The organism is Pseudomonas sp. efr-133-TYG-103a, assembly GCF_030209235.1.
Taxonomy (GTDB): domain Bacteria; phylum Pseudomonadota; class Gammaproteobacteria; order Pseudomonadales; family Pseudomonadaceae; genus Aquipseudomonas.
This window is the reverse complement of the sequence record NZ_JARVSK010000011.1, coordinates 64,931-78,955: the sequence shown is the minus strand read 5'-3', so window position 1 is coordinate 78,955 and position 14,025 is coordinate 64,931. Positions and strand designations below refer to the sequence as shown.

The following is a 14,025-nucleotide window of genomic DNA, read 5'->3' as shown; positions in this document are numbered from 1 at the left end:
TCGCCGTCGTTGTGATAGCCATTGCTGACGTACCCCTCAGACCTGCCGCCCATGCCATCAACAGCACCCCGTCTACCCAGCTCACAGCGACTACAGACCAACCAAGTGGATATGAGATACTCCGCAGCCCGACCACAACCTCGCACGCTAAGGTCTGCGCATGTCCTACGGCACTCCCCAAGACCTGGTTCTTGATCTCGCGCTGGCCTCACTGCTTGACGATCAAGTCCGTGATGGGCATTACGCTACCGTCGCGGATGCTCGGCGTGCCGTTTCGCGGATTATGCAGGCGTCCAACGCCACCGATCGTGACGTGCTGGCTGAGGCCGTGGCTGAGTCGGCGCTTCACGATTCCATGGATTTCGCGCGCCTGGCCCTGTCCGCTGTGAGCGGCGTCGGGGTCTGGACCTATGAAATATCCACTGACTGCTTCTACTGCGATGCGGGAATCAGCGAGCTGTACGGAATAGATCCGGTGCAGGCGGCAACGGGAATCAAGCGTCAGGACTTTCTTGCGAACGTGCATCCGGACGACCTTCTCGCCCTGCGCAAGACCATGGCTGGCGGTCTGGTCGACAGCGGTGACCTTGAGCTGGAATACCGCATCGTGCATCCCGACGGCGGCGTGCGGTGGGTTCTGTCCCGTGGTCACACGTATTTCAGCACCGCCGGCGAGCCGATTCGTCGTACCGGTGTCGGTATTGAAATGACGGCCCAGCGATTGTTGGAGCAACAGCTCAGGCAGAGTCAGAAAATGGAAGCAGTCGGCCAACTCACAGGCGGACTCGCCCACGACTTCAACAACATGCTCGCCGGCGTGATGGGCAGCCTGGACATGCTCAGGGCGCGGATCGAGCAGGGTCGGATAGATGAAACGGCACGCTACCTTGATGCCGCGCAAGGCGCTTCTCGTCGGGCCGCCGCGCTGACTCACCGTCTGCTGGCATTTTCACGCCGGCAAACGCTGGCGCCCACGTTCACGAATCTAAGTGTTCTTGCCAACGGCATGCTCGATCTCATTCGAAGCACCGTGGGCCCCTCGGTTGACGTCGAGATTCACAGCGAGCCAACGCAATGGCTGAGCCTGGTGGACCCCAATCAGCTGGAAAACGCCCTGCTCAATCTGTGTATCAATGCGCGGGATGCGATGGCGTCAGTGGGTACGCTGACCATCCGCACGGGCACCTGTGTTTTGAACATGGCGGCTGCGGCTGACCGTGACCTGCCCGCCGGCGACTACAACGTCCTGAGTGTCAGCGACAACGGCAGCGGCATGAGCGACGAGGTCATCGCCCACGCTTTCGAGCCTTTCTTCACCACCAAGCCAATGGGCGAAGGGACTGGACTCGGGCTTTCCATGATTCATGGATTCGTGCGCCAGTCAGGTGGCAACATCCACATCGAGTCGACTCTGGGGCTGGGCACCACGATGACCCTTTTGCTGCCTCGTTCACTGACAGACAGCGTCGCGCAGGACGTGCCCCACGCCCCGTTGCGTCAGACACCGAACGACCGCAAAGCGACCGTGCTGGTGATTGAAGATGACGCCATCATCCGAATGCTGATCACCGACGCGCTGAAAGACCTGAAATACGACGTCTATGACGCCGATGACGGCCCAAAAGGCTTGCAGTGGGTTCAGTCCGGGCAGCACTTCGACCTGCTGATCACCGACGTCGGACTGCGAGGCGGTATCAATGGCCGTCAGGTGGCCGACGCTGCGAGGTCGCTGCGTCCAGACCTCACGGTTCTTTTTATCACCGGCTACGTTCAAGACGCGCTCAGCTGGGAGAGCATGCTCGAACCGGGCATGCACTTGATGACCAAACCCTTTCAGATCGACGAGCTGACGCGCCGGGTCGCCCGCTTCGTGGCTGACATCGCCGGGTGATCATTCAAGCCGCGGGTTCATCTCCGGCCGCGCCTTCGCCCGTCTCATCCAAAGTTCTTGCAAACAGGCTCTGTACCTCATCGAGTCGCCTAACCAGATCGGCTTCGCGATGAGTTGCCAGCGCGGCGGCGAGGGTGAGCGCCTTGATCTCTTCCCGAAGCTGCACGGCCTGGTCTTGGTGATGCTCAATGATCGCTGACGCTTTCGCCTCGCTGAGCGTGAGCTTTTGAACCTGCGTGCTCAGTGAGTCAACGTGTTTGCCCTGCGCGCGCGATGCTTCGGCTTGCTGGCGAGCTTCACTCAGCAAACGCTCGTTGTCGCGGTTCAGGCGGGTCAGCTCGTCTTGCTTGATTGTCTGCGCCTGTTGCAACTCACGGAGTTCAAGCTGTAATTGCTGCAACTGCCCTTCATGCCGATGCGCTTCCTGATCGCGCTGCTCTTCGACGGCATCGCGATAATGCTGCAGCGCATCCCGCGCATGCACATGCTTCTCTTCCAGCGAACGAATCTGTTCGTCCTTGTCCAGCACGCGCACTTCAAGGTCAGCGCAGTGTTGGCTCAGCCTCGCATTTCGGGTGATCTCGGTCTGCAGACTGGAATGACACGTGTGCAGCTCGGAGGTCTGCGCCTGCAGCGCCACGTGCTGACTGTCGTACTGGCGTTGCAGCGTGGCCAGTTCACTCTGGGTCGCGGCAAGCCTGGCTTCCAGCGCCTGACGCTGCGCATCGAATTCGGCCTGAGCCAGAACGACCGCCTGCCCACCCTCTTCCACCAGCCGCGCCAGCAAGCGGCTGACAAATGTTGAAAGCTCCTCGCTCAAGCGCTCCGTCGACCCTTGTGGTCGCGGATCGGCGCTGTCGATTTCGCGCAGATAGCGATGAATCGTGGTTTTCGAGCCGGTATTGCCCAGCTCAACCCGTACCGCATCGATACTCGGATGCTCACCCCGCGCGATGATCGACTGCCGCGCCTTGTGCACGATTGTCTTATCGATTCCGCCACGTGCCATGTTCGTTATCTCGATTACGTACTGTGGTACGTATCATAGTGGTATGTAATGGTGGTGTCGAATTCTATAACTCTACAGCAACGGTCGCTTCAGCCCCTTCGCTGCCCCCCGTACAAAAGTGAACGGCCGGGGTGCAGCAATGGCAGTCCCGCCGCAGTTCCCCGCCTCGCATACTGAATTCCACATGCGACTTCAACTCACAGTGAGGGACTCAACATGCATATTGGTTTCATCGGGACAGGCAGCATGGGCCGAGCAATCATTCCACTGCTGATCAAGGCGGGTTACCGCGTCAGCGCCTGGAATCGCAGCCGTGACGCCTTGGCGAATCTGCAGGGCGTAAACGCGCTGGACTCACCGTCCGAGGCGTTCCAGGGCGATGTGGCGATCAGCATGCTGGCCGATGATCGCGCCGTTAACGACGTGCTGCTTGCTTCAGGGGCGCTGCAGCGCGCGGATCAGCGATGCATTCACATCGTCATGTCCACCCTCTCGCCGCAGCTCATGGAAACGTTACAAGCACACCATGACGAATTGGGCATCCCGTTGATCGCTGCGCCGGTGTTCGGCGTACCCGCGGTGGCCGCCCGTGGAGAGATGAACATCATGGTCGCGGGGCCACAGTCCGCTATCACGAAGGTCCAGCCGATCCTTGACGTATTGGGTAAGAAAACCTGGCCTCTGGGCACGCAGCCCGTTCAGGCATGCATCGCGAAAATCGCGGGCAACATGATGATCACGCAGGCCATCCAGTCCCTCGGCGAAGCCAGCTCGCTCGCCGAGCGTCACGGGCTGCCCAAGGCTACGTTCATTGAGCTGATGACGCAGACCCTGTTCGCCAGCCCCAGTTATCAGCGCTATGGGCAGAACATCGTCAACGGCACGTTCGAACCGGGCTTCAAGATGTCTCTGGGTCTGAAGGACATCAACCTGGCCGTCGATGCTGCTCATTGCAAAAATCTGGAACTCCCGGCTGCCGACGCGGTGCGATCAAAGATGACGGCGGCCGTGGCGCGCGGCTTCGGGGACAAGGATTGGTCCATGTTCGCACTGGAATCCGTCACTCGCTCAGCGCAGGCATCTGATCAGCCGTGGCTGACAGCCCCTGTGACACGCTCCCGCCGCGGCCACTTCTGGGTCACCGGGGCTCGCGTCACTCAGAACGGCAGGCAATACCAGAAAGGCCCCATGTATGTCGCTTGGCAAGCGCCGGAATTCGTCACTCAGCCCTACCCCGTCGTCCTCGTCCACGGCGGCACCCTGCAAGGCACCGAATGGCTGGATACGCCCGATGGTCGACCTGGCTGGGCCCAGCGATTTGTAGAAGCGGGCTTCGTGGTGTTCTGCGTGGACAGGCCTGGCCATGGCCGCTCGCCGTATCATCCGGACATACTGGGGCCGATGGGCCCTGCCTTCTCTTATGAACGTGCCCGCGAAGTCTATTTCCCGGAAGGCGGCGCTGAGAGCCAATGGCCATTCGCGCCGGACGACGATGAAGCTTTCGACGGGTTCATGGCCGGTTACGGCCCGATGCCGGCCGACCTGGCCGCTTCGCAGACTCTGGACGCGGATCGCTTGTCCCAGCTGCTGGACAGGATCGGCAAAGCCATCATCGTGACCCATTCCGCTTCCGGACCCAGTGGCTGGTTGATCGCCGATCGCCGACCGGATTCAGTGGCGGCCATCGTGGCGGTAGAGCCCATGGGCCCGGTATTTGGCCACACGCCTGGAATCGGAACCCTGGAATGGGGCCTGACGGCGGCGCCGATCGCGTTCGACCCACCGCGGGAAACGCCCGATCAGGTACGCACGGCCGACCCTGCCACCCTGAAAGTGCCCGCATTGACGGGCATGCCGGTGGCCCTGGTGACGGGCGAAACGTCAACGTTCGCCTCGTTCGCCGCCAGCATCGTTCCCTTTCTACAAACAGCAGGTGCACAGGTGGACCACCTGGACCTGCCGGCCCTGGGCATTCATGGAAACGGGCACGGGTTGTTGTATGAGCGCAACAGCGACGAGTCATTCGAGGTTGTCGCGCAATGGCTGGCCAGGACAGTGAGCGCGCCAGGCCCGGCGTGAGCATGTGAGGTCTGCTGGTCCCGAGAATGTTCAGCTCATTCATCAAGGAACTGAAAGCGGTGATCAACCTGTGCTTGATCACCGCTTGTTCGCATGGCTAGGGCCGATGCGCTTGCCGAAGCGATTCTGACCCAGGAACTGCTTCTGGCTTACGTGGGCTGCGATGCGAAAGGTTCGCTGCCCGCAACGGGCGTCCAGTTTTTCAGGGGGGTCAGGTAGTGGAGCTCGAAGTGCCTCGACGCGAATGCCCACTTCCCTGCCCGGCGTTCGAACGTGTCGTGATACAGCCCGCTGACTTGTACGGGGCCTTTCTCGACGTCGTAAAACACGCAGTCCGCCGCGACTGTCCCTGTCGCGTTGTCGCCGTCGATCTGGATCAGAGGGTTGGCCATCCAGTGGTGCATGTGCGGCATTTGCCGCCAGCTGTTTTCTGCCATCAGCAAAATGTCGTCGCGGCTTGAGGCGCTGCCGAAACCTGGCAAATCAAGGGTGGAATCGGCGTGCCAGATGCTCTGCAGAAGCGCCTTGTCCAGGCGATCGAATGCGTTTGCGTAGGCAGAAATCAGGGTTTCGATGGCCGCGCGACTTTCCAGCGCGTCCAGTCGAGCGAGCAGCTGTTCGGTGTTCATGACGTTATCCTCCTGGGAATCACCCTGTCTCTGAGGGCTGCGGACAGCACGGTGGATTTCAGATTTGCGACAGACCGCCGTCGACCATCAACTCGACGCCGTTCACATAGCGCGCGTCGTCGGACGCCAGGAACAGCGCGCAAGAAGCGATTTCTTCCGGTTGAGCCATGTAGCCCAAGGGCGTGATTTGCTCCACGTGCTTGCGCAGCTCTGCGATGTCGCTTTCGCTCATCCCCAGGCCGTTGTCCATCAGCGGGGTGCGCGTGAACCCAGGGCTGAGCACATTCGCGCGGATTTTGCGGCCTTTGAGTTCATTGGCCCACGTGCGCGCGAAAGAGCGCACGGCGGCTTTCGAAGCGTTATAGAGGCTCAGCCCTTCCATGCCGTTGCTGGAGCAGATCGAGGCGGTCAGGACAATGGACGATCCGTCCTTCATCAATGGCAGCAGGGTCTGAACGGTGAAGAAGACGCCTTTCACGTTGATGTCGAACATCGTGTAGTAAGCGGCCTCGCTGGTCTCGCCCAGCGGATTTTTTTCGCAGATGCCTGCGTTGGCAAACACCGCGTCCACCCGATCGCCTTGCTCCTCGATGACCGCCTGGAGCGCATCGAGATCAGCTTGACGGGACACGTCGGAAATCACCGCCACGGCTTTGTCGCCCAGCTTCTCGACCGCAGCGTTCAGGGTGCCTGCAGAGCGGCCTGTGATGTAAACGCGTTTGGCGCCCTCGGCAATCAGCCCCTGAGCAATGGCCAATCCAATGCCGGTGGATGCGCCTGTCACGACGGCGACCTGATTCGAAAATTTTCCTGACATCTCTGACTCCTCACGTGTTGTCTGCGTGGATCGATTGAAACCACGGTGACCCATTCTGGAAGTCGATGAACGCCGACGGTACTGCCAGAAATGCACGCGGGTCGTTCATTTTTGTGCGGCCTGAAGCCGCAAAAAATCCTTTAGATTGGAACTGACCGGTTCTTGACCTGAGCCGGTATTCAGGAGCGCTGATCAATGACTCATGCATCCGGACCCGGGCGTCCACGGCAGTTTTCACTGGACGATGCTGCCCGCAGCGCGATGAACGTATTTTGGGATCGTGGGTATGAAGGTGCATCGCTGCCGGACCTGATCGAAGGCACCGGGTTATCGCGGGGAAGCTTGTACAAAGCCTTTGGCGACAAGAAAGGCCTGCTCCTGGCGGCCCTCGATATCTACACCTCGCAAGCCTTGAAAGTGACGGCAGAGATGCTGTCCCGGCCCGGCACCGCCAGGCAGGCGATCCACGACTCCATGCTGCGCCACGCCCGCGCCTCTTCAGGCCAGGAAGGACGACGAGGCTGCATGCTGGTTGCAGTGGCGAACGAACTGGTTGCGCAAGAGCCCGAGGTTGCGCAGCGAATTGCCCGCATGCTCCACCGCACTCAACAGCTGTACGCCAGCGCGATCATCCGTGGGCAAGCGGCCGGGGAGTTGGAAGAAGGCGACGAACAGGCGATGGCATATTTCCTGGTCTGTCAGATCGAGGGCATGCGGGTGCTCGGCAAGACCGGTGCAACTGAGGCAGACATGATCGCGCTGGTCGAGCGCTCCATGCGTCTACTCAACAGCTGATCAACCGTTAATCCATCTGGAACCGAACGGTTTCTTCAAGGACTTCTTATGTCTCTTACCATGACTCATAACGCTGATATCACACACGATCCAAAACGCTGGTTCATGTTCGTCATCCTGCTGGTCGGCGCGTTCCTGCCGCCACTGGACTTCTTCATCGTCAACGTCGCCCTGCCGTCGATTCAGGGTGATCTGGGCACTGGCTCTTCCGCGCAACAGCTGGTGATCTCTTCGTACGCGACGCTGTATGCCGTCACACTGATCACTGGCGGGCGGTTGGGTGATCTTTACGGTCGCGGGCGCATGTTCTTTCTGGGGCTGGTCGGCTTCGCGGCGGCATCACTGCTCTGCGGGCTGGCGACGTCGCCGTGGATGTTGATCGCCGGGCGGGCTCTGCAAGGCATAACCGCGGCGGTGATGGCGCCTCAGGCGCTCGCGTCGGTGCAGGCGATTTTTCCTGAATCCGAAAAGCCGCTGGCGTTGAGCATCTACGGCGCCGTGTTCGGGCTGGCCTCGGTGATTGGTCAGGCACTGGGCGGCATTCTTATTTCCCTCAACGTAATGTGGATGGGATGGCGAGCGATCTTTCTGGTCAACCTGCCCATTGCATTGCTGGTCGTGGTGTTCGGGATCCCGGTGTTCAAGGAAACCCGCGCGGCGCACGCCAGCAAGCTGGACCTCTGCGGCACGGCCCTGTCGATGCTCACACTTGGCGCACTGATCGTGCCCCTGATCGAAGGGCGCGAAGCCGGCTGGCCGCTGTGGGCCTGGCTGTTCCTTGCAGCAGCCCCCGTGCTGGCCTGGCTGTTCTTGCAGTACGAACGCCGTTTGCATCGCGCCGGCGGGACACCTCTGCTCAATCCCGCCGCGTTGAAGGCGCCTGGCCTGGGCCGAGCCCTGATGGTCGCCCTGTGCTTTTACGCGATCGGCGTGTTCTTCCTGTTGTTTTCGATTTATCTGCAGAGCGCCCTGCACGCAACCGCGCTGCACGCGGGCCTCGTTTTCCTGCCTTTTGGCGCGGGCTTTCTGTTGGGGCCGCTGTCGACCGGGCCGTTCAAACGCCTTGTCGGCGCGTACGTCAACCCTGTAGGCATGGCGCTGGAGGTCATCGGATTCCTGGCGCTGGCGTGGCTTGTGACGGCGACGCCTACTGACGCTGCGCCGTCCGCCTCGCTGTTGGCTGTCATTCTGTTTGTGATCGGATTCGGCCAGGGCCTGGCGCTGCCAACGCTGATGCGAATGGTCACGGGAAGAGTGGCGCCAGCCTACTCCGGGATGATTGCAGGGATCACCAGCGCCTCATTGCAGATCAGCACTTCGCTGAGCGTCGCGGTGATCGGCGGAGTGTTCTACAGCCTGTTGGGAACACACTCGGACGCGTCAGCGATCACCCACGCCTTCAGCGTTTCCATTCTGTGTATCGCGGCCTTTCTGGCGCTGGGCGCGGGGTTGAGTTTCACCCTCCTGCGACAGCCTGCCGCCGCGTAAAAGACTGCAGCGCCGCGCCGTTGTCCAGCAAGGGTCAGCGCTCGGTCATTCGGAACCGATCATGTTCGACGCCAGGTCAGCCAGCGCGCGGAGCCTGTCCATGTTGCGCATGTCCTGGTGATAGCCCATCCAGATATCGCGACCGGGTGGCGGCTCGTCCGGGTCCAGCAACCGAATGCCCGGGATTCGATCGCCGAGCGGGCGCGGCAGCACCGCCACGCCCAGGCCACTTGCACACATCTGGGCCTGCACCGTGCGGCTGCTGCTGGTGAACACGGTGCGGGCCAGCGGATAGCGCTGTTGCAACCAATGCACGTCAGGATAGTGGGCCTGGGCGACGTTCATGGTAATCAGGCCCAGGCCTTCACCGTCGGGCTGTGGCGCAGGCCCCTCCTCACTCGTGTACAAGCCGTAGTGCATGGTGGTCAGCTTGCGATGAACGATGTCAGGTTCGGTGAAAGGCACGATACGAAAGGCGATGTCCGCATCACGGCGGGCCAGATCGAACAACCGATGCCCCGGGATGACTTCGGGCATGATCAACGGGTAGCGTCGCGTCAACTCACACAGCACCGGCGCCAGGACGTATCCGGCGAACCACTCTGCGGACGAGATGCGCAAAAGCCCCTCAGGCTGGTCCCTGTCACCCGCCAGGCGGCGCTCGATCGACAGCGCGCTCTGCTCCATCTCCTCTGCCAGACCGAGAATCCGTTCCCCGGTGTCAGTCAGCACCAGCCCTTGCGCCGTGCGTAAAAACAGCGGTTGCCCGCTTGTCTGTTCCAGCACCTGCAAGCGACGGCCGACGGTGGGATGACTCACACCCAACTGCCTCGCCGCCTCGCCCAATGATCTGCTGCGGGCCACTGCCAGAAAGACCCGCATATCACTCCAGTCCATTGACCCGCCCTTTATAAAGAAGAGCGACGAGGTTGCAGCATCGGCACGCACGTAGCAAGACCTCTTCCGGCGTTCGGGATCGTGCGAAGCTTCGGTCAGCGGCCGGGATGAATAACGATCCACTGTCTCGCGTCAGTGGTTTGCGAGGGATTGTTTCCGGATCGGGAAGAGTGAATTGCAGAATGTTAGCTGGCTAACGTTCTGAACGCCTGCTACTTTTTCAAACGTTAAATCCGCCGATTTAACGCCCCCCCTGAGCCGTCTTTGCGTCCGAGATAACGCGAAGGCGGCTTTTTTTTGCCCGGTGCCGTTCACGCCGTGCCACCTTCCCTCCCTTTTCACGGCCGAGTGCGACATCATGTCGGACGGGCCGACACGCTTGATCGCGTCATTCATCGCCCTTTATCGCCCTTCATTACTACGAGCTGGATATCTACATGGCACACCAAGACCTCACTTTCCTGCCCGATCCCGATGCGGATTCGATTTCCTCGGACGTCGCCGGTTTTGGCGGCCTGCTGGTTTCGACCCAGGTTCCAACCCGCGCTGACGGCAGTCTCGAGCTGGGCGGTATTACCGAACAGAGCGAATGCACGCTGCAGGCGCTGAAGGTTGCGCTCGAGCGCGCCGGCAGCTCGATGGACCGCGTCATGCACCTGACGATTTACCTTACCGACATGGCGGACCGTGCCGCTTTCAACGAGGTGTATCAGCGTTTCTTCGCCAAACCCTGGCCCGTTCGCGCAGCGGTCGGCGTCGCCGCGCTGGCGGTTGAAGGCATGCGTGTGGAAGTGACGGCGATGGCCGCCAAGGCCTGACAAGCCGGTCGCCTGGTGGCCCGACGGCCTTTCGGGCCGCCATCGGGCAGTCGACGGGTGCCGGTCGGGCGTTTCGCCGCTACAATGCGCGCCTTGACCGTGACCATGTCGACTAAAAAAATTATGTCCTTGCCCAAACATCACTTGGAATTGCTGAGTCCCGCCCGCGACGTCGCCATCGCCCGCGAGGCCATCCTGCATGGCGCCGATGCCATTTACATCGGCGGCCCGAGCTTCGGCGCTCGCCATAATGCCTGCAACGAAGTCGGTGAAATCGCTGATCTGGTGGAATTCGCCCGCCGTTACCACGCCCGGGTTTTCACCACCCTCAACACGATCTTGCACGACAACGAACTCGAACCTGCGCGCAAGCTGATTCACCAGCTCTACGACGCCGGGGTCGACGCGCTGATCGTTCAGGACCTGGGCGTCATGGAGCTGGACATCCCGCCGATCGAGCTGCATGCCAGTACGCAGACCGACATCCGCACCCTGGAGCGCGCCCGTTTTCTGGATCAGGCCGGGTTTTCCCAGCTCGTCCTGGCCCGCGAGCTGAACCTGAAAGAGATTCGCGCCATCGCCGATGAAACCGACGCGGCCATCGAATTCTTCATTCATGGCGCGCTGTGTGTCGCGTTTTCCGGGCAATGCAACATCTCTCACGCGCAGACCGGCCGCAGTGCCAACCGTGGAGATTGCTCTCAGGCCTGCCGCTTGCCTTACACGCTCAAAGACGATCAAGGCCGTGTGGTGGCGTATGAAAAGCACCTGTTGTCGATGAAGGACAATAACCAGAGCGCCAACCTCAGCGCACTGGTCGATGCAGGCGTACGTTCGTTCAAGATCGAAGGCCGCTACAAAGACATGGGCTATGTGAAAAACATCACGGCCTATTATCGTCAGCGTCTGGACGACATCCTCGAGGACCGTCCGGAGATGGCCAGAGCGTCCAGCGGTCGCACGGCGCACTTTTTCGTGCCGGACCCGGACAAGACATTCCATCGCGGCAGCACCGATTACTTCGTCAGCGACCGCAAGATCGACATCGGCGCTTTCGATTCACCGACGTTCACCGGGCTTGAAGTCGGCATCGTTGAAAAGGTCGGCAAGCGCGATCTGCAAGTCGTCACCCATGAGCCGCTGTCCAACGGCGACGGCCTGAACGTGCTGGTCAAGCGCGAAGTGGTGGGTTTCCGCGCCAACATCGCCGAGCTCAAGGGTGAGTTCGAAGAAGACGGTGCGAAGCGTTATCGGTATCGCGTCGAACCCAACGAAATGCCCAAAGGCCTGCAGCTGCGCCCCAACCATCCGCTCAGTCGCAACCTGGATCACAACTGGCAGCAGGCATTGCAGAAGACCTCGGCCGAGCGCCGCATTGGCGTGGCCTGGGTGGCCCGGCTGCGCGAAGAGCGCCTGCAGTTGACCGCCACCAGCGAGGAAGGCGTCAGCGCGTCGGTCGAGCTCAACGGCCCGTTCGGCCTGGCGAACAAGCCGGAACAGGCGCTTGAACAATTGCACGATCTGCTGGGCCAGCTCGGCACCACTGAGTATCACGCCACAGCGATCGAGCTGGACGCACCGCAGGCGTGGTTCATTCCCAATTCACAGCTCAAGGCGCTGCGTCGGGAGGTCATCGAAGCATTGACCGCTGCGCGCATCAAGGCGCACCCGCGCGGTGCCCGCAAGGCTGAAACCACGCCACCGCCGGTGTACCCGGAGGCGCATCTGTCGTTCCTGGCCAACGTGTACAACCAGAAAGCCCGGGATTTTTACCACCGTCACGGCGTCAAGCTGATCGATGCGGCGTATGAGGCCCATGAGGAAACAGGCGAAGTGCCGGTGATGATCACCAAACACTGCCTGCGCTTCTCCTTCAACCTGTGCCCCAAGCAGGCCAAAGGGGTGACGGGCGTGCGAACCAAAGTGGCGCCGATGCAGCTGGTTCATGGCGACGAAGTGCTGACCTTGAAGTTCGACTGCAAACCCTGCGAGATGCACGTCATCGGCAAGATGAAAGGACACATCCTCGACCTGCCTCAGCCTGGCAGCGTGGTTCAGGTGGTCGGGCACATCAGCCCGGAAGACCTGATGAAAACCATCCCTCGCGCGCCTCATTGAGGCGCCGCCGGACGAGAGGCGGATGCGTCCGCCCTCGCCCGTCTGATTTCCCGCAATCGCAACATCCTGGGAGCACAGTGCCTCCGGGATGTTTTCAACGACGCGCCAGTTCGTGCTTGATGCAGCCCTCGTAATAGACCTGTCTGACGCTCTCGGGACGCAGTCGCGAGGCGCTGTCGTAGGTTTGCTCGGCAATACCCAACGCGCTCATGCGCATCCACTGCTGGGAAAAATGCTGCGCCTGAATCTTTTTGCGCGCGCCGTACAGGGTCAGGCCTGACAGTTTGTACTGTTGCGCGGTACCCGCCATGCCGGCTCCCCAGGTGCAAATATCACGCTCGTTCTTGCTCAGATCCCGCGCCGATGCCACGCCGGAGATGGCCGCGAGGGCCCATAACGTCAGAACAAACCTGATACTCTGCATGCGAATCCTTTCCTAAGCGACTGAAAACAGGAGGATTCTGCAGGGACATTTATCTGCTGGGGGCCAGCATAGTGCCTTCTTTACCGCGCAGCCGACCAATGACACTCGCGCTTCCCCAAATGCGTGACGAAGCTTCACAATGGAGTCACGAATGCCCGCGCGCCCTGCTACCTTGTAGGGGATGGGGCTGAACCTTATCGGCCGATGTCCGGTCGATAGTTGCACCTCTGGCCAGGGTCGCCCGGTGACTGCGCCGATGACCGCCCCGGCCAGCTTATTTCCAGAAGGACCGTCCATGATTCCAATTCAACGTATCGCCTGGCTCAAAGCATGGGGCGCCCATGGTTTTACGGCCACTGGTGTGGTGCTCGCTTTCCTGGCGACGATCGCCCTTTTCGACAATCAGCCCAAGGCTTGCTTGCTGTGGCTGGGCATCGCGTTGATCGTCGACGGCGTTGACGGGTCCATCGCGCGAAAGCTCAACGTGCAGTCGGTGCTGCCGCATTTCGACGGCTCGGTGCTGGATCTGGTCATTGATTACCTGACCTACGTGTTCATCCCCGCCCTGTTCATCTACCGTTACATTCCGCTGCCCGAATACACGCTGCTGCTGACGACCTCGATCATTCTGGTGTCGTCGCTGTTCTGCTTCTGCAACGTGGAAATGAAGAGCAAGGACAATTACTTCCAGGGCTTTCCCGCCGCCTGGAACGTCGTTGCGCTGTGTGTCTACATCCTCTCGCCGGCGCCATGGCTGACCTTCATCACCGTGATCTGCCTGGCGTTGCTGACGGTCACGCGCATGAAATTCCTGCACCCGTTTCGCGTGCGCCGCTTCATGCCGATCAACATTGCCGTGACCAGCGTGTGGTTCCTGTGCAGCTTTCTGCTGGTCATCAACCATCCCTACAACGGCTCATTCACTCTGACGGTCTGGCTGGTGATGTCGGCGTATTTCCTGGGTATCTGCATCTGGCGCACGTCAATGGAGTGGATCGATAAATCCCGCGTCTGAATGCCCTGCGCGCTGCGCCCGGCCATAAAAAACAGCGATCCCCGG

The 14,025-nt window shown here is 60.8% G+C and carries 12 protein-coding genes; 7 read left to right on the top strand and 5 right to left on the bottom strand.

Annotated features, from left to right (window positions below):
• Positions 1 to 160: 160 nt before the first annotated feature.
• Positions 161 to 1,891: a PAS domain-containing hybrid sensor histidine kinase/response regulator gene (locus QRN36_RS09005; RefSeq protein WP_285423738.1), complete on the top strand. Its 1,731-nt coding sequence runs from the start codon at positions 161 to 163 to the stop codon at positions 1,889 to 1,891.
• Between the two features lie 4 nt (positions 1,892 to 1,895).
• Here QRN36_RS09005 and QRN36_RS09000 read toward each other — a convergent pair whose 3' ends face one another.
• Positions 1,896 to 2,900 carry a DNA-binding protein gene (locus QRN36_RS09000; protein WP_285423737.1) on the bottom strand — a complete coding sequence of 335 codons (1,005 nt, stop codon included), beginning with the start codon at positions 2,898 to 2,900 and terminating at the stop codon, positions 1,896 to 1,898.
• A gap of 216 nt (positions 2,901 to 3,116) precedes the next feature.
• Between QRN36_RS09000 and QRN36_RS08995 the strand changes: the two genes are divergently transcribed.
• Entirely contained in the window at positions 3,117 to 4,979 is a 1,863-nt protein-coding gene (locus tag QRN36_RS08995) for an alpha/beta fold hydrolase (RefSeq protein ID WP_285423736.1), read from the top strand.
• A gap of 149 nt (positions 4,980 to 5,128) precedes the next feature.
• Here QRN36_RS08995 and QRN36_RS08990 read toward each other — a convergent pair whose 3' ends face one another.
• Positions 5,129 to 5,608 (bottom strand): nuclear transport factor 2 family protein, encoded by a 480-nt coding sequence (locus QRN36_RS08990; RefSeq protein ID WP_285423735.1) that lies wholly within the window; start codon positions 5,606 to 5,608, stop codon positions 5,129 to 5,131.
• Between the two features lie 58 nt (positions 5,609 to 5,666).
• Complete coding sequence (locus tag QRN36_RS08985) at positions 5,667 to 6,425, bottom strand: SDR family NAD(P)-dependent oxidoreductase (protein ID WP_285423734.1); 759 nt, start codon at positions 6,423 to 6,425, stop codon at positions 5,667 to 5,669.
• Positions 6,426 to 6,620: 195 nt separating this feature from the next.
• Here QRN36_RS08985 and QRN36_RS08980 point away from each other — a divergent pair, with 195 nt between their 5' ends.
• Complete coding sequence (locus tag QRN36_RS08980) at positions 6,621 to 7,220, top strand: TetR/AcrR family transcriptional regulator (RefSeq protein WP_285423733.1); 600 nt, start codon at positions 6,621 to 6,623, stop codon at positions 7,218 to 7,220.
• 48 nt (positions 7,221 to 7,268) lie between these two features.
• Positions 7,269 to 8,708, top strand: coding sequence for an MFS transporter (locus QRN36_RS08975; RefSeq protein ID WP_285423732.1), 1,440 nt, complete (start codon positions 7,269 to 7,271; stop codon positions 8,706 to 8,708).
• A gap of 45 nt (positions 8,709 to 8,753) precedes the next feature.
• Here QRN36_RS08975 and QRN36_RS08970 read toward each other — a convergent pair whose 3' ends face one another.
• Positions 8,754 to 9,605 (bottom strand): LysR family transcriptional regulator, encoded by an 852-nt coding sequence (locus tag QRN36_RS08970; protein WP_285423731.1) that lies wholly within the window; start codon positions 9,603 to 9,605, stop codon positions 8,754 to 8,756.
• 437 nt (positions 9,606 to 10,042) lie between these two features.
• Between QRN36_RS08970 and QRN36_RS08965 the strand changes: the two genes are divergently transcribed.
• Together QRN36_RS08965 and QRN36_RS08960 are read left to right on the top strand one after the other, a co-directional pair.
• A complete protein-coding gene (locus tag QRN36_RS08965; RefSeq protein WP_285423730.1) occupies positions 10,043 to 10,423 on the top strand; it encodes a RidA family protein in 381 nt (126 codons plus the stop codon).
• A gap of 123 nt (positions 10,424 to 10,546) precedes the next feature.
• Positions 10,547 to 12,541 carry a U32 family peptidase gene (locus QRN36_RS08960; protein ID WP_285424066.1) on the top strand — a complete coding sequence of 665 codons (1,995 nt, stop codon included), beginning with the start codon at positions 10,547 to 10,549 and terminating at the stop codon, positions 12,539 to 12,541.
• Positions 12,542 to 12,635: 94 nt separating this feature from the next.
• Here QRN36_RS08960 and QRN36_RS08955 read toward each other — a convergent pair whose 3' ends face one another.
• Positions 12,636 to 12,965 (bottom strand): hypothetical protein, encoded by a 330-nt coding sequence (locus QRN36_RS08955; RefSeq protein ID WP_285423729.1) that lies wholly within the window; start codon positions 12,963 to 12,965, stop codon positions 12,636 to 12,638.
• 295 nt (positions 12,966 to 13,260) lie between these two features.
• Here QRN36_RS08955 and pcsA point away from each other — a divergent pair, with 295 nt between their 5' ends.
• Positions 13,261 to 13,980, top strand: coding sequence for a phosphatidylcholine synthase (pcsA, locus tag QRN36_RS08950; RefSeq protein ID WP_285423728.1), 720 nt, complete (start codon positions 13,261 to 13,263; stop codon positions 13,978 to 13,980).
• Positions 13,981 to 14,025 lie beyond the last annotated feature (45 nt).